This window comes from Rhodoplanes sp. P11 (assembly GCF_964266735.1).
GTDB lineage: Bacteria > Pseudomonadota > Alphaproteobacteria > Rhizobiales > Xanthobacteraceae > Rhodoplanes > Rhodoplanes serenus.
Window position 1 is genome coordinate 385130 of record NZ_CAXWGY010000018.1, and the last position, 20507, is coordinate 405636.

Below are 20507 nucleotides of genomic sequence, written 5' to 3' on the forward strand. Positions count from 1 at the left end.
TCGGAACGGCAGACGCTTCATTGCATTGACGTCGTGGCGAGGACGATCGGCGCCCGACGTGATCACGCGCCCGCCGCGCCGCCGAGGTCCCAACGGTGCTCCAGAAGACCGTGCCCGACGCGCTCGCCTGCCCGGCCTGTGGCCGGATCACGCTGCAGCGCCTGCTGTTCCACAAGCACGGCTGCGCCATCCTGCGCTGCGAGGATTGCGGGCTCGGCCGCACCGAGACCGCCGGCTTCGATCCCGCCACCTATTATTCCGAGGACTATTTCTCCGGCGGGCACGCCGACGGCTACGCCGATTACCGCGGCGCCGAGCCGGTGCTGCGGCGCGAGTTCGCCCGCACCGTGGAGTTCATCCGCCGCTTCCGCCCGGGCGGCCGGCTGATCGAGGTCGGCTGCGCTTATGGCTTCTTCCTCGCCGAGGCGAGCCCGCATTTCTCGGTGGCCGGTATCGAGATCGCCGAGGACGCCGCCGCCTTCGCCCGATCGCGCGGCCTCGACGTCGTCACCGGCGTGATCGAGCCCGCCACCCTCGATCGCCTCGGCCGGCCCGACGTCGTCGTCATGCTCGACGTGATCGAGCACCTTCCCGATCCGCACGAGACGCTGGCGCTGATCGGCGACCGCTTGGCCCCCGGCGGCATCGTGGTGCTGACCACCGGCGATTTCGGATCGCTCGCCGCGCGCCTCGGCGGGCGCGGCTGGCGGCTGATGACGCCGCCGCAGCACCTGTGGTTCTTCACCACCGAGAGCATGCGCCGGCTCGCCGGCGCGCTCGGCCTCGGGGTGGCGGCGATCGATCATCCGTGGAAGCTCGTGCCGGTGTCGCTGATCGTCCACCAGCTCGGCCGCATGACCGGGCTCGGCGGCCGCCGAGCGGCGACCGACAGCGGTGCGGCGACCAGCACGGGTGCGGCGCCGGCGGCGAGCCGCCTCGGCGTTCCGGTCAACCTGTTCGACGCCATGCGGGTCGTGCTGCGCAAGCCCGAGGCACCATGAAGGACGGTCTGAGCTCGTTTCAGATCCTGGTGCTGATCGGCTACGCGCTCGGCATGGTGGCGGGGCAGATGCTGTTCAAGCTGGCGGCGCTGCGGCTGCCGGTGGAGGCGACCACGGGCACACGGCTCGTCGCGCTTCTCGGCAACGGATGGTTCGTCGCCGCGTTGGTGCTCTATGGGGCGCTGTCGGTGATGTGGGTGTGGGTGCTCACCTTCACGCCGCTCGCCCGCGCCTACCCGTTCGTGGCGCTCGCCTTCGCGGTGACGCCGCTCGTCGCCGGGCTCGTCTTCGCCGAGCCGCTGTCGCTGCGTCTGCTCGTCGGCATCGCCGTGATCGCCGCCGGGCTCGTCCTGGTCGCCGGTTGAGTTCGGTCTCGGAGGTCGTCCATGCCGCCGCACAATCCGTCCGTCGTCGTCGTGATCGCCGCCTACAACGAGGCGTCGGTGATCGCCGATGTGGTCGCCGACGTGGTCGAGGCCGGCTACCGGGTGGTGGTGGTCGACGACGGCTCGCGCGACGGCACCGGGCCGCTCGCCCGCGCGGCCGGCGCCACCGTGGTCACGCATCCGATCAATCTCGGCCAGGGCGCCGCGCTCCAGACCGGCTTCGACTGGGCGCTCGCCCATGACGCCGACGCCGTGGTGACGTTCGACGCCGACGGCCAGCACCGCGTCGCCGACATCGCCCGGCTGGTCGACACGCTGCGCAGCCGCGCCGTCGATTACGCGCTCGGCAGCCGCTTCCTCGGCAGCACCGTGGCGCTGCCGACCTCGCGCCGACTGCTGCTCGCCGCCGCCACCACGTTCACCCGCATCACCACCGGGCTCGCCGTCACCGACACCCACAACGGCCTGCGGGCGATGACGCGCCGCGGCGCCGCTCGGCTGCGGCTGCGCCAGAACCGGATGGCGCACGCCTCCGAGATCCTGCATCAGATCGCCCGCTTGGGCCTGCCGTGGACCGAGACGCCGGTCACCATCGAGTACAGCGCCTACTCGCTCGCCAAGGGCCAGCGCATGGGCGACGCCCTGACCATCCTGGTCGACCTGTTCGCTCACCGGATGCACCGATGATCGCGCAAGTCTTCCTCTCGGTGCTGCTCGCCATCGTGCTGCTCTATGCGGTGAGCACGCTCCGCAAGGCGCCGGTGGTCGGCATCGCAGCCATCCTGACGGCGATGTGCGGCCTCTACCTGGTCTGGTTTCCGAGCCACGCCACCGGGCTCGCGCATCTCGCCGGGGTCGGACGCGGCGCCGATCTCGTCGTCTACACCTGGGTGGTGATCAGCCTGCTGATGCTGCTCAACCTGCATCTCAAGCTGCGCGCCCAGATGGAGGAGATCACCCGGCTGGCCCGCGCTGTGGCGCTCGCCGAGGCGGCCCGTGCGGCGGCCTCCGACACCATGCCGCCGGCGGCCGATACGGCGGCGGCCGAGCGGACCGAGCGCGCCGGCGCGGTGATCCGCTCGCTCGCCGAAGCGCCCGGCCGGACCCCCGTCGCGCCGTCCTGACCTGATCGACGGCGCGTGACGGCCCGCGTCACTGCGACCGGATGCCGGCGGTCTTCACGACGCCCGCCCATTTGTCGATCTCGCGCCGCAGCAGCCCTTCGGCATCGGCCGGGGTGCCGCCACCCACCGTGGTCGACAGCTCCTCGAGACGGCGGCGCAGCTCCTCCGACTGGAGCGCCCGGCCGAGCGCCGCCGACCATCGCGCCACGATCGGGGCCGGCAGGCCCTTCGGCCCCATCACCATGTACCAGGTCTCGACGTCGAAGCCGGCGACGCCGCTCTCGGCGATGGTCGGCATCTCGGGCAGCACCGGGGTGCGCTTCGCCGTCGTCACCGCGAGCCCGCGCAGCGTCCCGGCGCGGATGAACGGCAGCACCGTCGGGACCGTATCGAAATTGCAGTCGACATTGCCGGCGATCAGGTCGTTCACCGCCTGGCCGCTGCCGCGATACGGGATGTGCACCATGTCGGTGCCGGTCGCCTGCTTGAACAGCTCGGCGGCGAGATGCTGCTGGGTGCCGATCCCGGACGACGCATAGCTCATCTTGCCGGGACGCTCCCTGAGCAGGCGGATGAAGTCCTGGACGCTCCGCGCCGGCGAGTTCGCCGGCACCGTGAGAAGCTGCGGCACGGCGCCGACCGTCATGATCGGCGTGAAGGACGTGAGCGGCTCGTAGGGCACCGACGGGATCACCGCCGGCACCATGGCGTTGGCGCTGACGTGGCCCATCAGCATCGTGTAGCCGTCCGGCGTCGATCGGGCCACCAGCCCGGCCGCGATGGTGCCGCTCGCGCCGCTGCGATTCTCCACCACGATCTGCTGGCCGAGATCCTTGGAGATCTCGGCGCCGATCAGCCGGGCGACGATGTCGGTGCCGCCGCCGGCCGCGAAGCCGACCACCATCATGATCGGCCGGCTCGGGTAGCCCTCCTGGGCGATTCCGAGGCGGGGCGCGCACAGCGCGCCGCCGAGAATTCCGAGGGCACCACGTCGCGATACGGTCGTCATCGCCGCTTCCTCCCTGGTTGCGCGTGGTGCGTCAGTAATCGGCCAGGAGACTGCCGAAGCCGTCCATCTGGTCCTTGATGCCGAGCTTGCGCAGCGCGTGCCAGTAGATCGCGGTGCCGACCGCGAACACCGGCTTGCCGAGCCAGCGCTCCGCCTCGGCGGCCACGTAGGCGAAGTGCAGGTTGGTGCCGAGCTGGACGATGGCGTCGGGCTTGTGGGCGTCGGCGCGGCGCACCGCGTCGCGCAGCACCGCGCCGGTCTGCGAGGCGACGTGGATGATGCTCTTGCACTTGAGCCCTTCCACATGCACGACCTCGAAGCCGCGGCTGGTGAAGTAGCTCACCGCGTTCTCCTCGATCACCGGATAGTACGGCGTCAGCAGCGCGATCTTCTTGGCGCCGACCGCCTCGAAGGCGGCTTCGGCGGCCTGCGCCCCCATGGTGACGCCGACGCCCGAGGTCTTCTCCAGGTGCTCCTGGAGCGCGAAGCTGCCCTTCTCGCCGCCCATGAAGCTCTGCGACGACATGCCGAGGATCAGGTGATCGATCAGGCACTCGTTGAGGCGCCGCACCGAGTCATCGAGGTTGGCGGCGACATGGCGCATGATGATCGACCAGTCCTCGTTGGCGGCGATCTTCTGGTTCGGCACGTAATAGCGGTCGACCGCGTTGATGACGCCGCGCGGCCGCATGTCCATCATCTCGTTCTCGACGACGACGTTCGGCCCCGGCGTCATGATGCCGATGACGGCGCGCGGCCCCATGGCGTTGCGGTAGCGCTCGCGCGAGTGGGTGGTGCCGGCGATGGCGGCCGGCTCCTTCACTAATGAATTCATTTTTTGACCTTTCACCAGGAGCGGAGAGAGTGCCAGCACCCTCCAGGGGGCATATTGCATTCATTACGCTACAGGGGGCCGTCGACCGGAGTCAAGAATGCGCGCAAAATTCTTTGAACGGCCCGTGTCGAGACCTCGTCGCCGCTTTCAACCGGCCAAAATGAATGCAATATGGGAGACATGAAACAGAACGTGCATGCCGATCTGCTCGGCGCCCTGCGCGACGTCGTCACCGGCGGCGACCTGCCGCCGGCCAGCCGGGTTCCCGAGAAGCAGCTATGCGACCGCTTCGGGGTGTCGCGCACGCCGCTGCGCGAGGCCCTCAAGGCGCTCGCCGCCGAGGGCCTCGTCGATCTGGTGCCGAACCGCGGCGCCTGGACCAAGCCGGTCACCATCGACGAGACGCGCGACCTGTTCAGCGTCATCGGGGCGCTGGAGGAGCTTGCCGGCGAGCAGTGCTGCACCCGCATCACCGAGGCGGAGACCGAGCGGCTGCGCGCCCTCCACGTCGCCATGCGGGCGCGCTTCGAGACGCGGGACCTCGCCGCCTATTACGCGCTCAACCGGCAGATCCACGAAGCCATCGTGGCGAGCACCCGCAACGAGGTGCTGACGCGACTTTACATGCAGACCAACGCCCGCATCGCCCGCATCCGCTTCGTCGCGCCGATGCCGCCGGCGATCTGGACCACGGCCATGCAGGAGCACGACGGGATGATGAACGCGATCGAGCGACGCGACGGCACCGTGCTCGGCAACATCCTGCGCACCCACCTCCGGCACAAATGCGCCGCCATCATCGCCGACCTGGAGAGCGGCACCACCGAGGCCGATGCGACCGAGGCCGGTCGGCGACGACGACGACGCCCGCCGGCCTGAGCGGCAGGCCCGCCGCGCCCCGCGGCTCTCAGGCGGCGCCCGGCCGCCGTCGCGTCAGGGCGTCGGCCACCGCCCAGGCGGCCAGCGCCGAGGCCGGCCCGATCAGGCCGAGATTGTAGCGGGGATAGTGGTTGGCCAGAACGCCGTGCACGCCGACCAGCACCAGGGCCGGCACCGCGTAGGCGACCAGCAGCCAGCGGCGGCGGCGGACGGCGCGCACCAGTCCCCAGGCGGCAAGCGGCACCAGCAGCAGGCCGAAGGCCCGGCCGACCCACAGGCCGCACCAGGCGAGCGGCAGCGAGGTGGCGAGATGGCGCGGCAGCGCGCCGATCAGCTCCTCGCGCACGATCGGCCCGGTCACCGGATCGAGACGCCCATGCGCCGCCACCAGCGCGTCGCGCCGGTTGCGGCCGAGCCAGAAGAAGCTGTTCGGCGTGTCGTAGACGAAGCGGGCGTGGGCCTCTGGGCCGGCGAGCCGCTCGACCAGCGGCGGGCCGACCGCCGGCAGGCAGGCCGGAACCGCCCACAGGGCCTCGCGCAGCGTCATGGCGTTGAAGGCGATCCGCTCGATCAGGGCGGCGCTGCCATACTCCTCGGTGAAGCCGAGCTTGCCGATCGAGACGGCGTTGCGGGCGAGCCAGGGCACCAGCATCACCGCGAGCGCCGCCGCGAACGCCGTGGCCGAGCGCCAGAACGGCCGCTCCGCCGGCGCCGCGGGCTCACCGGCCGAAGGCGGCAGCCAGCGCGCCGCCGCGATGATCGCCAGCGTCACCGGCGCCAGCAGCAGGAAGGTCGGCCGCGTCAGGCAGGCGAGGCCGAGCGCGAGGCCACAGGCCACGAAGTCCATCCACCGCCAGCGCGCCAGGGCCGTCACCACGGTCAGCCCGAACAGGCTGAACACCGCGATGCTCAGGCTCTCGGTCATCACGAAGGAGAGGAGGTCGGCCTCCGCCGCGAAGCCGATGGTGGCGAGCGCCCCGGCGGCGTAGAACAGCCGCGGCGATCCGCCGGCGATCTCGGCGGCGCGGCCGATCGCCAGCACCGCGAGCGCCAGCAGCAGGGCGTGCAGCAGCAGCACCGGGCGCGCGTAGACCTCGCAGGTCGCGAGATCGCGGTGGTTCTCGTTGGCCTCGATGGTGCAGTCGAGCGTGCGGCCGAAGCGAGGATCGACGGTGGCGGCGGCGGCCACCAGCCACGGATACAGCGGCGCGAAGAACATGCCGGGCGGCGGCACCGCCCGGGTGCTGTCGACGGTGTCGAACACGCCGCTGGAGAACACCCCGTGATGACGGAGGTCGTAGGCGATGGTCAGGTAGAACGCCTGATCGAAGTCGACCAGGCGCTTCGCCGGGCGGGTCGTGATCGCCGTCGCGAGGACGGCGAGCACGAGGAGCCCGAAGCCGATGCGGATCGCCGCGGCGCGTCCCGGCATGCGCGGCGGATCAGCGGAAGAACAAGCGCTTCTCCGGCTTCTTGTCGGCCGCCGGCGGGGTCGCGGCCGGTGCCGGCTTGGCCTTGTCGGGCGCGGCCGCGAGGGTGCCGTCGATGGTCGGCGGCGAGGCCGGTGTCGACGGCCCCCCGTCTGCCGACGACGGCAGGGTGATCACGGTGTCGGCGGTCTTCGTGTCCGCCTTCTCGGCGGCCTTGGGCTCGGGCGCCTTCACCTCGGCGGGCTTGGCCTCCGCGACCTTGGTATCGGCCGACCTGATGTCGGCGGATTTGAGATCGGCGGATTTGAGATCGGCGGGCCTGGCCTCCGGGGCCGGGCTCGCCGCCGGCGGCTCGTCGCGACGGGCGGGGCGGCCACTGCGCGGGGTCGGCGGTGGGGCCGGCGGGGCCGATGACGCACGCTCCGGGGCCGCCGCCTTGCGGGGCGGCTCGGGCGCCGGCTTCACCGGCGGCGGCAGCGAGATCGGCGCTTCGGCCTCGGCCTTCGGCGGCACCTCGGAGACCGGCTTGGCGGCGGCGGCGCGATCGGCCGGCGTGGCCGCAGCCGGAGCAGGGGCCGCCGGAGCCGCCGTCACGGCGGCGGCCGGCGCGGCGGCCGGGCGACCCTGGTCGTGCTCGATCACCGGGCCCTGCGGGGCCAGATCGGCGATCGGGATGCGCCACTCGAAGGCGTCGATGCGGCCCGAGATGGGCGACGCCGGCATCCACTTGGCGGACACCAGGCCGTCGGCCGTCCAGGTCGGATCGCGGGTCGCCTGGAGGGCGCGCCGCATCCATTCGCGCGAGCGGCCGACGTCGCCGCCCTCCTTCTCCTCGACCTCGGCCATCAGCGAGGCCATGCGCTGGGTCGGCATGGTCAGCATCGGGGCGAGGCTCTGCCGCGCGGTGGCGAACTCCTGGGCGTCGATCGCCGCGCGGGCTACCGCCATGGCGCTCTCCGGATGGTTCGGGGCGAGCTTGGCGAGGTTGCGGATGCGGGCGAGGCGGTCGCGGTTCGACTCGTTGGGCGCGATGTTGGCGTAGGTCTCGACCAGATCCGGATGCGGATTGATGGCGTAGGCGGCCTCCACCACCTTGGCGGCCTTGCGGGCCTGGCCCGCCTCGGTGAGCAGGCGGCCGGCCAGCGCGGCGGCCGGCACCAGGCCGGGCGACAGCTTCAGCGCCTCGGTGACCAGGGCGCGCGACTGCTCGGCGTCGACCTCGCCCGAGAGGGCGCGGCCGGTGAGGAGCACGGCGCGCTGGCGCTTGTACGCATCCTTGGCGACGAGGCCCGAGCGCATGTTGCGCTCCAGCGCCGCCAGCGCCCCGGTCCAGTCGCCGGCGGCGCAGCGATACTGAAGCACCGCCTCGGCCGCCCAGGCGAGGGTCGGCGACGCCTTGGCGGCCTCCTCGGCATAGCCGCGGGCCACCGCGGCGTTGTCGTGGCGCTGCGCCTCGATGAACAGGCCGTGCAGGCCGAGCAGCTTGGTCTCCTCACGGGCCGCCATGGCCCGGAAGGTGCGCTCCGCCTCGGCACCGTTGCCGGCGATCTGGGCCGCCTGGGCGCCGAGCAGCAGGGCCAGCGGCTCCTTGGGGGCGAGGCGCTGGGCCTCGTTGGCGAAGCGGCGCGCCGCGAGCGCGTCACCGGCGCCGATCGCCACGATGCCGTTGGAGATCGCCTTGTAGGCGCGACGGGCGCGGCGATCGAGCCGGCGGGCGGCGAAGCGGCCGGGCGCCTTCACCAGCGCCCGCAGGAGCGACCACACCAGGATCACCAGCACCACCAGCGCCACCAGGGCGCCGAGCGCCACCATGACGGAGGTCTCGACTTGGTAGCCGAGCCAGGTGATGGCGACGTCGCCGGGGCGATCGACCAGCCACGCGGCGCCGAACGTCAGGGCGGTGACCGCGGCAAGGAATAAAAGAACACGGATCATCGTATTCCTGTCCTATGGAGTGGCGAGGGCCCCGAGCGCGCCGGAGGCGACACGCTGGGCGGCGGCGACGGCGGCCTGACGGGCCTCGGCCTTCTTGATCCACGGCTCCGCCGGCGCCCGCACGGCGGGTGGCAGCTTGGCCAGCTCGGCGACGGCGCCGGCGAGATCGGCCTGGCGGGCCTTCGCCTCGGCGCGGCCGATCTGGGCCGCGAGATCGTCGCCGGCGGTGTCCTTCACGGGCCGGATGCGGACGAGCTTCTCGGCCTCCGCCTGGAGGCGGTCGAGATAGTCGTCGCGGGCCGGCAGCTCGCCGGCCTTGAGCATGGCCGGCACCACGGCGGCCAGCTCGCGGCCGAGCACCAGGGCGCTCGGCACGCCCGAGGCCGCGAACGGCTCCAGCGGCGCGAAGGTCTGCGGATCGCTGACGAGCTGCTTGGCGGCGGCGAGCTCCGCCGGGTAGGGGGCGCCGCGATCGACCAGGGTGCGCAGCCCGGAGGCGAGCACCGCGAGCCGCACCGCGCGGTCGGAGACCGGCGCGTTGGCGCGCTGGGCGACCTGCTGCTGGAGCGCGACGAGGTTGCGCTCCAGGCCGGCGACCCGGGTGGCGAGGGCCTCCAGCTCGGCCGGCTGCACGCCCGGCGCGGCGGGCGCCGCCGCGGCCGCGACACCGCCGGACTTGGCGGCGTCGTCGAGGCGCTTCTCGGCGCGGCCGAGCTGCTCGGCCAGACGGGCCACCGCGGCCTCGGCGGCGGTGAGGCGGCCGGTGAGGGCCGGGTCGGCGCCACCCTGGCGCGAGGCGGCCGTGGCGGCGGCCTCCAGGCGGCCGAGCCGGCCGGCGAGATCGGCCGGCACCGCGGCGGGCGCCGGACGGGCGGCGAGCTCGCCGACCCGGGCTTCGAGCGCCGCGACCTTGGCGCCGACGGCGCCGTCACCCCCGTCGCCGGGAAAGAGCGTCACCCAGGCGGAGCCGGCGGCCAGCGCCACCACGGCGCCGCCGACGATCCCGGCCGTCAGCATCGATCCCCAATTCGCTTGCGCGCGCGTCGACCGCGCCATCGGTGTGTCCTCTCGGCTGCGAGCGGGCGGCGTCGCGGTCCGCTCCGCCGCGCGGGGGGTCGCGGCGGGCGGCGCGGACGCGGCGGCGGGCCGCTCCGGCGTGTCGGGCTTCTCGGATTTCACGATCGTCTCGGTCTTGCCGACGGTCCCGGACTTGTCGGTCTTCTCGACCTTGTCGGGCTCGACCTTGTCGAGCTTGTCGGTCCCGGTCGTGCCGGCCCGAATGTCGGTGGCGGCGCACGCCGGCGCACTCGGCGTCGGTGTCGGCGTCGTCCCCTGCGGGCCTCGCTTGTCTGGCGTGTCTGCCGGTGGCTTCTTGTTGTCTTCGGCCATCCACCTCTCCCCGCTGCAATTGCGGACCCTTCCGCGGCAATGCGGATCACATCGGCATACTGCGCCGGTTTGGTGACGGCAACAACGCCATCCCCCGGAATGCTAAAGAAGTTCGAAAAGCGCCGGCTGATCCGGACGGTCTGCGACCCGGATGTCGGCGGCGCCGGCGGTGCGGAGCGGTCCGGCGACCTGCTCGGACAGGCAGAGGTGGCGCGGGCGGATGGCGGCGTCGCCGAGCGCATCGGCCATGCAGGCGGCCAGGAAGGCATCGGCGCTGCGTCGCGAATAGTGCAACACGGCGTCGATCTCGCCGGCCGCGAGCGCGGCACGCGCCGCATCGGGCAGCCGCGGCGCCATCACGGCGCGGTAGACCACCCGGGTGACCACCGCGAGACCGACCGGCGCGAGCAGCACGTCGAGATCGCCCGCCCGGTCCTCGCCGGCGAGATACAGCACGGGATCGCCCGGCGGCGTTCGGTCGGCGCCGGTCAGGTCGGCGGTGATCCGCCGCACCAGCGAGCCGATCTCGCCCTCCGCCACCCGGATGTCGACGAAGCCGGCCGCCCGGGCGGCCGCCGCGGTGCGGTCGCCGACCGCGAAGGCCGGCAGCCCGGCCAGCGCCTCGGCCCAGTGATTCGCCGTCACCGCCGCCACCGCGTTGATGCTGGTGAGCGCGACCGCGACCCACGGGCCGGGGCCCAGCACGACATCCGGCACCGGCGCGATGCGCAGCATCGGCGCCTCGATCACCGCATGGCCGCGCTGGCGCAACGCCGCCGCGGTGCGGGCGCTCTCGGGCTCCGGCCGGGTGACCAGCAGGCGCATGGTCGTCCTCCGCCGCTCAGGCGAAGAAGTCCGGACCACCGCGCTCCTTCAGCTCGCGCCCGGCGTCCGCCCCGAGCGCCGCCGCCTCGGCCACCGTGCCCTCGCGCCCGGTCTCGTGGGCGACGCTGCCGTCGGTCTTGACGATCAGGCCGCGCAGCGAGACGCGGTCGCCCGTCACCGTGGCGTGGCCCGCGATGGGGGTGCGGCACGAGCCGTCCAGCGCGCCCAGGAAGGCCCGCTCGGCCGTGATGGCGATGCGGGTGACCGGATGATCGATGGGCGCCAGCAGCTCGCGGGTGCGCGCATCGTCCTCGCGGCATTCGATCGCCACGGCGCCCTGGCCGACCGCCGGCAGGAACTGGGCCGGATCGAACAGCGACGTCACCTTGTCGGCGAGGCCGAGCCGCTTGAGGCCGGCGAGCGCCAGGAGCGTCGCGTCCACCTCGCCGGTGTCGACCTTGCGCAGGCGCGTGTCGACATTGCCGCGGATCGACACCACCTCGATGTCGGGCCGCAGCCGCTTGACCATGGCGCCGCGCCGCAGCGAGGCGGTGCCCACCACCGCGCCGGCCGGCAGCTCCGCCAGCGTCGTCGCCTTCTTGCAGATGAAGGCGTCGCGCACGTCCTCGCGCGGCAGGCAGGCGGTGAGGACGAGGCCCGGCGGCAGCGCCGTCTCCATGTCCTTGCAGGAATGCACGGCCAGATCGATGGCGCCGTCGTAGAGCGCCTGCTCCAGCTCCTTGGTGAACAGCCCCTTGCCGCCGACCTCGGACAGCGGCCGGTCCTGGATGATGTCGCCCGTCGTCTTGATGACGACGACGGCGATCGCCTCCAGGGGCACGCCATGGGCGGCGGCGAGGCGCTTCTGCGTCTCGTGCGCCTGCCAGAGAGCGAGCGGGCTGCCGCGCGTGCCGATGCGGACGAGCGGCGGGGACGAGGATTGCGCCATGGGACCTCACAATGCTACGCCGAGGCCCTTATAGGAGCGGGTTCCGCATGAGGGAAGGGGACGAAGGCGACGTGCGTAGTCGCCGGTATCCATGATCGTGCAGCGATGATCGTTCTCGGGCTGGAGACGACCTGCGACGAGACCGCGGCCGCGGTGGTCGAGCGCGACGCCGACGGCCGTGGGCGCATCCTCTCCAACATCGTGTGGTCGCAGATCGACGAGCACGCCGCCTTCGGCGGGGTGGTGCCGGAGATCGCGGCGCGCGCCCATGTCGAGGTGCTGGACCGGCTGATCGCCCAGGCCATGCAGGAGGCCGGCCGCCGCTTCGACGAGCTCGACGGCGTCGCCGCCGCGGCCGGACCCGGCCTGATCGGCGGCCTGATCGTCGGCCTGACCACCGCCAAGGCGATCGCCCTCGTGCACGAGAAGCCGCTGGTCGCCGTCAATCACCTGGAGGCGCACGCCCTGACGGCGCGCCTCACCAACGACCTGCCGTTCCCCTACTGCCTGTTCCTCGCCTCCGGCGGCCACACCCAGATCGTCGCGGTACGCGGCGTCGGCGACTATGTCCGGATCGGCACCACCCTCGACGACGCCATCGGCGAGGCGTTCGACAAGACCGCCAAGGTGCTCGGGCTCGACTATCCGGGCGGCCCGGCGGTGGAGCGCGCCGCCCGCGACGGCGATCCCGCCCGGTTCGCCCTGCCGCGCCCGATGGTCGGCCGCCCCGACGCCGACTTCTCGCTGTCCGGCCTCAAGACGGCCCTGCGGCTGGAGGCCGAGAAGCTGGCGCCGCTGTCCGACCAGGACGTCCGCGACCTCTGCGCCTCGTTCCAGCAGGCGGTGGCCGACATGGTGCGCGACCGCCTGCGCACCGGGCTTTCGCTGTTCCGCGAGCAATTCGGCCAGCCGATGGCGCTGGTCGCCGCCGGCGGCGTCGCCTCCAACCAGGCGATTCGCGCCCTCCTCAACGCCTGCGCGCTCGACGGCCGCACCGTGCTGGTGCTGCCGCGGCCGGAGCTGTGCACCGACAACGGCGCCATGATCGCCTGGGCCGGGGCGGAGCGGCTCGCCTACGGGCTCACCGACACCCTCGATGTCGGCCCGCGGCCGCGCTGGCCGCTCGACACGGTGCGCAAGCCGCGCGAGCCGGGCAGTGCCGGGGCGCCGGCCGCCGGGGCGGCTCCCGCATGACCGGATCGCCATGACCTATCGGAGCATCGCCGTCGTCGGAGCGGGCGCCTGGGGCGCCGCGCTCGCCAATGTGGCGGCCCGCGCCGGCCGCGACGTGGTGCTGGTCGCCCGCGACGCGGAAACCGCCGCCGCGATTCGGGAGGCCGGCGCCTCGCCGCATCTGCCCGACGTGGCGCTCGACCCGACCATCACGGTGGCGGCCGGGCCGGCGGCCGTCGCCGACGCCGAGGCGGTGCTGCTGGTGGTGCCGGCGCAGGCGCACGGCGCCGTCGCGGCCTCGCTCGCCGGCGCGGTGCGGCCGGGCGTGCCGGTGGTGGCCTGCGCCAAGGGGATCGAGCGCGGCAGCCATCGCTTCATGACCGAGGTGGTAGCGGCGGCGCTGCCGCAGGCGCGGCCGGCGATCCTGTCGGGGCCGAGCTTCGCGGCCGACGTCGCCCGCGGCCTGCCGACCGCGGTGACGCTGGCGGCCGCCGACGACGCGGTGGCGACCGCGCTCGCCCATTCGCTCGGCACCACGACGCTGCGGCCCTATCACTCGACCGACGTGCGCGGGGTGGAGATCGGCGGCGCCGCCAAGAATGTGCTCGCCATCGCGGTCGGCATCGTGCGCGGCCGGCGGCTCGGCGCCAGCGCGGCGGCGGCGCTGACGACGCGCGGCTTCGCCGAGCTGATGCGGTTCGGCCGTGCCTACGGGGCCCGCATCGAGACGCTCACGGGCCTCTCCGGTCTCGGCGACCTGGTCCTCACCTGCGCCAGCCGGCAGTCGCGCAACTTCTCGTTCGGCATCGCGATCGGCGAAGGGCTGTCGCCGGATGCGGCGTGCCACGGCGGCCTGCTGGCCGAAGGCGCCTTCACGGCGCCGGTGCTGGTCGAGATGGCGCGTGAGCGCGCCGTCGACATGCCGATCGCCACGGCGGTCGCCGCCGTGCTGGACGGCCGCCTCAGCGTCGATCAGGCCATCGAGGCGCTGACCACCCGCCCGTTCCGGGCCGAGCATTGACGGTCGTCGCGCAGGAGACCCGCATGGCGTACTGGCTGGTGAAGTCGGAGCCCTCGACCTGGTCGTGGGACGACCAGGTGAAGCGCGGCGCCAAGGGCGAGCCGTGGACCGGCGTGCGCAATCACACCGCCAAGCTGAACCTGATGAAGATGAAGGTCGGCGACCGCGCCTTCTTCTATCACTCGGTCGACGAGAAGCGGATCGTCGGCATCGTCGAGGTGGCGCGCGGGCACTATCCTGATCCCACCGCCGAGCCCGGCAGCCCGTGGGTGGTGGTCGACGTCAGGGCGGTGGAGCCGCTGAAGACGCCTGTCACGCTCGCCGACGTCAAGGCCGAGAAGAGCCTCGCCGAGATGGCGCTGCTGAAGCAGTCGCGCCTCTCGGTGCAGCCGGTGACTGCGGCCGAATGGAAGACCCTCTGCCGGATGGGCGGGGTGAAGAGCTGACGCGGCCGGCTCAGCGGCCCATGAAACGGCGCCACAGGCCGCGCAGATAGCCCGAGAACAGCAGCGCGGCGACCACGACGATCGCCACCGGCACCCAGAACAGCACGACGCCGAGCGCCACCAGCAGGATGCCGGCGGCGACCGCGCCGAGGATCACCAGGCCGAGCACCGTCGAAATCGGGCCGGGCGGCTCGATGCGGGTGTAGCGCGGCTGGCCGTCGCGATCGATGGTGACGAACACGGCGCCGTCCGGCAAGCCCTCGGGACCGCGGCCAGCGCTCCGGCGCGGATCGAGACGCGGATCGGGATCGGGGGCGCCGGGCGGGATGATCTCCGGCTCCACCCGCGGACGCTCGGGCTCACCCGCTCCGGGTTGACTGGAGGCGGCGCGGTCGAACGGATGATCGGATCGATGGTCGGTCATGACCGAGCATGTGGGCGGATTCGGCCGTCGCGCCAGTGGCGAAACGACGCTCTGCGGTAAAGTACGGATGCGCGGCGCCATCTTACCGATGCGACACCCACCGGCATGATGATGACGGATAACATTTCGCCTGTGATCGCCGCTCCGACTCCCGCCTGGCGGCCGATGGCCGCCGGCGATCTCGACGCCGTGCTCGCCACCGCCGCGGTGGTGCATCCCGACCTGCCGGAGAGCGCCGCGGTGTTCGCCGAGCGGCTGCGGCTATGGCCGGCCGGCTGCTTCGTGCTCGAGGCCGGTGCGGACGTCCCCGACCGCTCCGCGGTGATCGGCTATGTGGTCAGCCACCCGTGGCGGAGCGGCGCGGCGCCGGCGCTCGACTGCCTTCTCGGCCGGCTGCCCGACGACGCGGCGACCTACTACCTGCACGACCTCGCGCTGCTGCCGGCGGCGCGCGGCTCGGGCGCCGGCGGCCGCATCGTGACGATGCTCGCGGCGCACGCCCGCGCGACGGGCTTTTCCACCCTGTCGCTGGTGTCGGTCGGCGATTCGGCCGGGTTCTGGACCCGCCAGGGCTTTTCGCCGGTCGACGATCCGGCGCTCGCCGATAAGCTCGCCAGCTACGGCACCGCCCGCTACATGGTGCGGCGACTGTGAGGCCGCCGAGGGTGCCGCGTCAGGCGCCGTCGTACAGCACGTCGCGCGGCACCCGGCGGAGGTCGGTCACGCCGGTGAGCATCATGGTGATCTCCAGCTCGCGCCGGATGATGTCGAGCGCCATGGCACAGCCGCGCTCGCCAGCGGCGGCGAGGCCGTAGAGATACGCCCGGCCGAGCAGCACTCCGCGGGCGCCGAGCGCCAGCGCGCGCAGCACGTCCTGGCCGGAGCGCACGCCGCCGTCGAACAAGACCTCGATGCGGCTGCCGACCGCCGCGACGATCTCGGGTAGCACCGTGACGGTGGCGGGCGCGCCGTCGAGCTGGCGGCCGCCGTGATTCGACACCACGATGGCATCGGCGCCGACCGCGACGGCGCGCTCGGCGTCGGCCGGATCGAGAATCCCCTTGAGCACCAGCTTGCCGGGCCACAGGTCGCGAATCCACGCCATGTCGGTCCAGCTCAGCGTCTGGTCGAAATGGTGGGTCGACCATTCGCCGGCGCCCATCAGGCTGACGCGGCCCTTCAGATACGCCTCGATGTTGCCGAAGGTGCGCCGCTTGGCGCGCAGCACGCCGAGCCCCCAGGCCGGCTTGGTGAGCACGTCGACGGCGTTGCGCAGGGTGATCCGCGGCGGCACCGTGAGGCCGTTCCGGATGTCGGCGTGGCGCTGGCCGCGCAGCGGCAGATCGACGGTGACGACCAGCACCGGGCATTCGGCGGCGCGCGCCCGCTCGATCATCGAGCGGCTGAAGGCGCGGTCGCGCAGCACGTAGAGCTGGAACCAGAACGGCGCGTCGATGGCGGCGCGGATGTCCTCGATGGTGGCGATCGACATGGTGGAGAGGCAGTACGGGATGCCGGCCGCGGCCGCCGCCCGGGCGCTCAGCACCTCGCCGTCGCCGCGGATCAGCCCGGTGAGGCCGGTCGGCGCGATGGCCACCGGCAGGGCGGCGGGCTGGCCGACCAGCGTGGTCGCCAGGTTGCGGCCGGTGGTGTCGACCAGCACCCGCTGGCGGAAGCGCAGCTTGGCCAGCTCGGCCCGGTTGGCCGCGAGCGTGATCTCGTCGTAAGAGCCCGAGTCGACATAGCCGAACAGCGCGCGCGGCACCTTGCGGGCGCCGACCGCGCGCAGATCCGCGATGTTGGTGATCGGCGTCATGCCGGCCGCTCCGCGAGGGGCCGCCGGCGGGCGCGGCGGCGGACGAGACGCGCCCGTCAGGCGAGGCTGCGGCGGCTCTTGAACTGGCCGGTCCGGCGGTAGCGCCACAGATAGGACGGCACCACCGCCGCCATGGTGTGGGCCGCGATGCCAAGCCCGGCGAGGGTGCGGTTCTCGCGCGTCGCCGCCTCGGAGACGACGTTGTCGGTCTTCAGCAGCTCGACCTGGTCCGGCGTGAGCGGCGGCGTCGGCAGGACCTTCAAGACGCTGCCGAGCAGCTTGGCGGCGAAGAACGGCACCGGCACCAGCAGGCGACGGCGCTGGGTGATGTCGAGCACCAGCCGCATCAGCTCCTTGAAGGTGGCGACCTCGGGGCCACCGAGCTCGTAGACGGTGCCGGGCGTCGCCTCGCCGGCCACCGCCTTGCGGACCGCCGCCGCGACGTCGCCGGCGAACACCGGCTGAAACCGGGTGTGGCCGCCGCCGATCAGCGGCAGCGCCGGCGCGATGCGGGCCATGGCGGCGAACTTGTTGAAGAAGGCGTCGTCCGGCCCGAAGATCACCGAGGGCCGCAGGATAACGGCGTCGGGCGCGGCGGCGAGCACCGCCCGCTCGGCCTCGCCCTTGGTGCGGGCATAGAGGGCCGACGAATCGGGGTCGGCGCCGATTGCCGAGACGTGGATCAGCCGCGCCCCCTGGGCGGCGGCGGCGCGGGCCACCGTGGCGGCGCCCTCCACATGCACGGCCTCGAAGGACTGCTTGCCGCGTTCGAACAGAACGCCGACCAGGTTGATCACCACGGCCGAGTCGCGCACCGCCGCGGCCACCGATTCGGCGTTGCGGAGATTCGCCTGCACGGCGTGGATCTGGCCGACCCGGCCGAGCGGCTGGAGGTGGCCGGCGAGATCGGGGCGACGCACCGCCACCCGCATCCGCCAAAAGTCCGGCGCCAGCGCCTGCACGACGTGCCGGCCGAGAAAGCCGGAACCGCCGAAGATCGTGACGAGGGTGTCGGAGTTGGACATCGCCATGTTGGACATCGCCATGGTCGCCGGATCTCCTGCGCAGCGCCGCGGCACCGCGTCCGGCGCGCATCGGCCCTGGCGGCGCAATACAGGATGGCGGCGGGCCTGTACAGGGCCGCGGGCCGGCGAGCGACGCGGCTTCGGCCGTTCCCGCCGACGCAGCATCCGGCGGGGCAAGGCGTTGCGCGCGGCGGCGAGGGGCGGACGGAGGGGGGCGGACGAAGGGGGCGGCTGGTCCGCATGGCCGGCGCACCGACGCCGGCCGATCACACGCCATCGGCGGCGGGGCGACGGCCGGCGAAGAGGCGGAGCCGATGGTCGGAGGCGACGGTCCGAGCTGACGGTCGAAGACCACCAACCCACCGGCCGCATGACGCCGATGCGCCGCGCCCGTCATCTGCCCGTTGACAAGAGGGAATCCGGCCCCTTATGTGGCGGCCTTGGGCCCAGGTGGCGGAATTGGTAGACGCGCTGGTTTCAGGTACCAGTGGTGCAAGCCGTGGAGGTTCGAGTCCTCTCCTGGGCACCAAGCTCATCCCAACCGCTTGATGTGCCTCAACTTCCAGCATCGCAGGAGTTTTGACCGCCCGACCGGTACACACGGGTGGTACACATGGTGCTCGCAATGTCGCGGCCGTCGCGGCGCTCCGACAGCGCCCACTTCCTCTTCCGCAAGCGCGTTCCGGCTGACATCCAGGCCAAGCAGGCCGGCGGCAAGGTCGTGTTCTCGTTCCCGCCCGAGATGGGGTCCGGGGAGCCGATCAGGGTGACGGGCACCATCGGCACCGAGGTCAAGGTCTCGCTGCGAACCCGCGATCCGGAGGTGGCGAAGGCCAGGAACGGGATCGCCCAGGCGCAGTTCCAGGCGTTCTGCGAGCGCGTCCGCCGCGGCCCCGAAACCCTCACCCACGCCCAGGTGATCGCTTTATCCGGCGTGTGGTATCGGCGGTGGGTCGATCGGCTGCGGGACATGCCCGGCTCGCCCGCAGTCTGGCGGAAGTGGGTGGACCTTCTCGACCGGGCCGCCGCGAAGGGCGCGGTCGTCCGAGAGATCGGCCCGATCGTCGACGAGTTCTTGGCTGAGGAGCGGCTGACGGTCGACGAGGACAGCCGCGAGAGGCTCTGCGACGCGATCCACAAGGCGATGAAGCAGGCCGGGCGGCTTCTTCACCGCTTCGCCGAAGGCGACTACCGGCCGGACCCCGACGCCGATCGGTTCCCGGAGTGGCGCGGCGTCGGTCCGAAGTCGCCCGAGGCGGACACGCCCAAGGGGACCCTGACCCTCGACGACCTGTTCGGACGGTGGAAGCGCGAGTCCTCGCCGTCGGCCAGCACGATCACGACGTGGCGGTCCTACATCCGATCGCTCAAGGAGCACCTTGGGCACGATGACGTGCGGCGGATCACCAAGGCTGACGGCATCCAGGTGATGAAGATCGCGCTGACCGAGAACGGCGGCTCGCTGAAGGACGAGGGGTCCGAGCGCACCGTGCCGATCCACCCGGCGATCATCGAGCGCGGCTTCCTCGACTTCGTGCGAGAGCGCGGCGCCGGACCGTTGTTCTACGGCGATCGGCGGAAGCATGTCGAGGCGAAGCCGACGCGATCCAGGGACATGCCTGCGGACAGGAAGCCGATGGCTATCGGCACGGACCGATCGCGCCCCTCGACGAAGCGATCCGCCGCATCCCGGTCCCGGAGGAGCCGACGCCATCCCCGCGTTAATGCTCAGGAGCGGTGTCCCTCCGCGATCCTGAAGGGGGTCGGCGGCAAGTCAACGTCAACCACACCTGGAGAAGAGCCAGATGCGAGTAGACGCGAAAGCGACCATCGGAGGCGTTCCGATCAAGGCGATACGAGACTTCCTGCGGAAGGTCTGGGAGAGCTTCCACCTTGAGCACCTCAAGAGCGCCCTTCACCTCGACAGCTCGCAAGCCGAACGATTGGTAGGCGCGATGCTCTCAGAAGGCTTGGTGGCATGGTCTGCGGACAGGAAAGACCTGTTAACGGTGACAGCTCTCGGGTCGAGGTTGGCTGCTGCCAGCTTCACCAAGCCAATTCCACGCGCAAAGGCGGACCGGCTCGTTGCTGATCTCCTTCAGCGGGCGAAGGAGATCAATTCAAGAACGGACCTCTTGCTCTGGGTAGACGAAATTCGCTGCTTCGGCAGCTACATCACAGACAGCCCAGATGTTGGAGATATCGACCTGGTGGTCTCCCTCCGAAGGAGGATCGAAGATGGGACAGAGTTCGTCAAGCGCACACTAGAGCGTGCGGAGCAGAGCGGAAAGCGCTTCAGCAATTACGCAGTTATGCTGTCGTACTCCGACCATGAAGTGCTTTTGTTGTTGAAGAACCGGGTTTCATACTTGTCCTTTCACCCGATGAGCGACCTAGAAACGCTTAAGTTCGAAACCAGGATCGTCTTTCAACGCAAGCCCGCTTTGGTTGTCTGAACCGTAGGTGCCGCACGTCTGCGGCGCCGAAAAGGCGGCTCGCGGCAGCATCTCGGAGACCAGATTGCCGCCGTCGACGATATCGATCATGGCGAGTTCGCCGGCCTCGTTGCGCCGCACGGTGCGCGACGGCGCCGCCGCCGGCCGGCCCGCCACCGTGTTAGTCCCCGGCAGGACGATAGCGCACCTCGCCGGGCGCCACGGCGACGACGGTGTGGGGCAGCACCGGCGTTGTCGCCGGCTCCAACCACGCCATTCCGACCACTGTCGCCGCAGCGGTCACCACCGCCGCAGCGAGCGCCATCCCGATCTCCGTCGCGAGCCGCACGGCCGTCTCCCGCGCTGGGTCTCCGGTCCGCGGCCGAGCCGCGGACCGGAGCGGCG

At 72.1% G+C, this 20507-nt stretch carries 22 protein-coding genes and 1 tRNA gene; 11 read left to right on the top strand and 12 right to left on the bottom strand.

From position 1 onward, the window contains the following. The first annotated feature begins 95 nt into the window (after nucleotides 1-95). From ACFQUV_RS18640 to ACFQUV_RS18655, 4 genes are read left to right on the top strand one after another with little or no spacing between them, the layout of a single operon-like run. Entirely contained in the window at nucleotides 96-1001 is a 906-nt protein-coding gene (locus tag ACFQUV_RS18640) for a methyltransferase domain-containing protein (protein ID WP_129608261.1), read from the top strand. Further along, a complete protein-coding gene (locus tag ACFQUV_RS18645) occupies nucleotides 998-1366 on the top strand; it encodes a hypothetical protein (protein WP_129608260.1) in 369 nt (122 codons plus the stop codon). The genes ACFQUV_RS18640 and ACFQUV_RS18645 overlap by 4 nt, the downstream gene beginning before the upstream one ends. A 21-nt stretch (nucleotides 1367-1387) precedes the next feature. Then, complete coding sequence (locus ACFQUV_RS18650) at nucleotides 1388-2074, top strand: glycosyltransferase family 2 protein (protein WP_129608259.1); 687 nt, start codon at nucleotides 1388-1390, stop codon at nucleotides 2072-2074. Continuing rightward, the gene (locus tag ACFQUV_RS18655) at nucleotides 2071-2511 is read left to right on the top strand and encodes a DUF2304 domain-containing protein (protein ID WP_129608258.1); all 441 of its coding nucleotides are present in this window, start codon (nucleotides 2071-2073) and stop codon (nucleotides 2509-2511) included. The genes ACFQUV_RS18650 and ACFQUV_RS18655 overlap by 4 nt, the downstream gene beginning before the upstream one ends. Nucleotides 2512-2539: 28 nt before the next feature. On the opposite strand, the gene ACFQUV_RS18660 is transcribed toward ACFQUV_RS18655, so the two are convergent. Further along, nucleotides 2540-3520 (bottom strand): tripartite tricarboxylate transporter substrate binding protein, encoded by a 981-nt coding sequence (locus ACFQUV_RS18660; RefSeq protein ID WP_129608257.1) that lies wholly within the window; start codon nucleotides 3518-3520, stop codon nucleotides 2540-2542. A 31-nt stretch (nucleotides 3521-3551) separates the two neighbouring features. Then, nucleotides 3552-4355 (bottom strand): igiC, encoded by an 804-nt coding sequence (locus ACFQUV_RS18665; RefSeq protein ID WP_129608256.1) that lies wholly within the window; start codon nucleotides 4353-4355, stop codon nucleotides 3552-3554. Between the two features lie 171 nt (nucleotides 4356-4526). On the opposite strand from ACFQUV_RS18665, the gene ACFQUV_RS18670 reads away from it, so the two are divergent. After that, complete coding sequence (locus ACFQUV_RS18670) at nucleotides 4527-5234, top strand: GntR family transcriptional regulator (protein WP_129608255.1); 708 nt, start codon at nucleotides 4527-4529, stop codon at nucleotides 5232-5234. Nucleotides 5235-5262: 28 nt separating this feature from the next. Here ACFQUV_RS18670 and ACFQUV_RS18675 read toward each other — a convergent pair whose 3' ends face one another. The 5 genes from ACFQUV_RS18675 to hemC all read right to left on the bottom strand — a co-directional run bounded on the left by ACFQUV_RS18675 (nucleotide 5263) and on the right by hemC (nucleotide 11762). Beyond that, a complete protein-coding gene (locus ACFQUV_RS18675) occupies nucleotides 5263-6666 on the bottom strand; it encodes a hypothetical protein (RefSeq protein WP_129608254.1) in 1404 nt (467 codons plus the stop codon). Between the two features lie 10 nt (nucleotides 6667-6676). Next, nucleotides 6677-8599 carry a heme biosynthesis protein HemY gene (locus ACFQUV_RS18680; RefSeq protein WP_378395441.1) on the bottom strand — a complete coding sequence of 641 codons (1923 nt, stop codon included), beginning with the start codon at nucleotides 8597-8599 and terminating at the stop codon, nucleotides 6677-6679. A 12-nt stretch (nucleotides 8600-8611) separates the two neighbouring features. Beyond that, entirely contained in the window at nucleotides 8612-9988 is a 1377-nt protein-coding gene (locus ACFQUV_RS18685; RefSeq protein WP_129607585.1) for a COG4223 family protein, read from the bottom strand. Between the two features lie 102 nt (nucleotides 9989-10090). Continuing rightward, on the bottom strand, nucleotides 10091-10813 hold the full coding sequence (locus ACFQUV_RS18690) for a uroporphyrinogen-III synthase (protein ID WP_129607587.1): 723 nt from the start codon (nucleotides 10811-10813) through the stop codon (nucleotides 10091-10093). A 16-nt stretch (nucleotides 10814-10829) separates the two neighbouring features. Then, nucleotides 10830-11762, bottom strand: a complete 933-nt coding sequence (hemC, locus tag ACFQUV_RS18695) for a hydroxymethylbilane synthase (protein ID WP_129607588.1) — start codon at nucleotides 11760-11762, stop codon at nucleotides 10830-10832. A gap of 105 nt (nucleotides 11763-11867) precedes the next feature. Between hemC and tsaD the strand changes: the two genes are divergently transcribed. The 3 genes from tsaD to ACFQUV_RS18710 are packed head-to-tail and all read left to right on the top strand — an operon-like array spanning nucleotide 11868 to nucleotide 14402. After that, a complete protein-coding gene (gene tsaD / locus ACFQUV_RS18700) occupies nucleotides 11868-12956 on the top strand; it encodes a tRNA (adenosine(37)-N6)-threonylcarbamoyltransferase complex transferase subunit TsaD (protein ID WP_111383344.1) in 1089 nt (362 codons plus the stop codon). Between the two features lie 10 nt (nucleotides 12957-12966). Beyond that, nucleotides 12967-13956, top strand: a complete 990-nt coding sequence (locus ACFQUV_RS18705; protein WP_129607590.1) for an NAD(P)H-dependent glycerol-3-phosphate dehydrogenase — start codon at nucleotides 12967-12969, stop codon at nucleotides 13954-13956. A 23-nt stretch (nucleotides 13957-13979) separates the two neighbouring features. Next, on the top strand, nucleotides 13980-14402 hold the full coding sequence (locus ACFQUV_RS18710; RefSeq protein WP_129607592.1) for an EVE domain-containing protein: 423 nt from the start codon (nucleotides 13980-13982) through the stop codon (nucleotides 14400-14402). Nucleotides 14403-14412: 10 nt separating this feature from the next. On the opposite strand, the gene ACFQUV_RS18715 is transcribed toward ACFQUV_RS18710, so the two are convergent. Beyond that, nucleotides 14413-14826, bottom strand: a complete 414-nt coding sequence (locus tag ACFQUV_RS18715) for a hypothetical protein (RefSeq protein WP_129607594.1) — start codon at nucleotides 14824-14826, stop codon at nucleotides 14413-14415. Between the two features lie 132 nt (nucleotides 14827-14958). Here ACFQUV_RS18715 and ACFQUV_RS18720 point away from each other — a divergent pair, with 132 nt between their 5' ends. Then, on the top strand, nucleotides 14959-15480 hold the full coding sequence (locus ACFQUV_RS18720) for a GNAT family N-acetyltransferase (protein ID WP_307719434.1): 522 nt from the start codon (nucleotides 14959-14961) through the stop codon (nucleotides 15478-15480). 19 nt (nucleotides 15481-15499) lie between these two features. Here ACFQUV_RS18720 and ACFQUV_RS18725 read toward each other — a convergent pair whose 3' ends face one another. Both ACFQUV_RS18725 and ACFQUV_RS18730 read right to left on the bottom strand, forming a co-directional pair. Then, nucleotides 15500-16642, bottom strand: coding sequence for an alpha-hydroxy acid oxidase (locus ACFQUV_RS18725; RefSeq protein ID WP_129607596.1), 1143 nt, complete (start codon nucleotides 16640-16642; stop codon nucleotides 15500-15502). 56 nt (nucleotides 16643-16698) lie between these two features. Beyond that, complete coding sequence (locus tag ACFQUV_RS18730) at nucleotides 16699-17682, bottom strand: complex I NDUFA9 subunit family protein (protein ID WP_371851657.1); 984 nt, start codon at nucleotides 17680-17682, stop codon at nucleotides 16699-16701. Between the two features lie 429 nt (nucleotides 17683-18111). Here ACFQUV_RS18730 and ACFQUV_RS18735 point away from each other — a divergent pair. Both ACFQUV_RS18735 and ACFQUV_RS18740 read left to right on the top strand, forming a co-directional pair. Beyond that, nucleotides 18112-18196: transfer RNA gene (locus tag ACFQUV_RS18735), tRNA-Leu, on the top strand. A gap of 84 nt (nucleotides 18197-18280) precedes the next feature. Then, on the top strand, nucleotides 18281-19564 hold the full coding sequence (locus ACFQUV_RS18740) for a DUF6538 domain-containing protein (protein WP_129607318.1): 1284 nt from the start codon (nucleotides 18281-18283) through the stop codon (nucleotides 19562-19564). A 496-nt stretch (nucleotides 19565-20060) separates the two neighbouring features. Here ACFQUV_RS18740 and ACFQUV_RS18745 read toward each other — a convergent pair whose 3' ends face one another. Together ACFQUV_RS18745 and ACFQUV_RS18750 are read right to left on the bottom strand one after the other, a co-directional pair. Next, on the bottom strand, nucleotides 20061-20279 hold the full coding sequence (locus ACFQUV_RS18745) for a hypothetical protein (RefSeq protein WP_307719431.1): 219 nt from the start codon (nucleotides 20277-20279) through the stop codon (nucleotides 20061-20063). A gap of 4 nt (nucleotides 20280-20283) precedes the next feature. Further along, complete coding sequence (locus tag ACFQUV_RS18750; RefSeq protein WP_165363736.1) at nucleotides 20284-20451, bottom strand: hypothetical protein; 168 nt, start codon at nucleotides 20449-20451, stop codon at nucleotides 20284-20286. Nucleotides 20452-20507 lie beyond the last annotated feature (56 nt).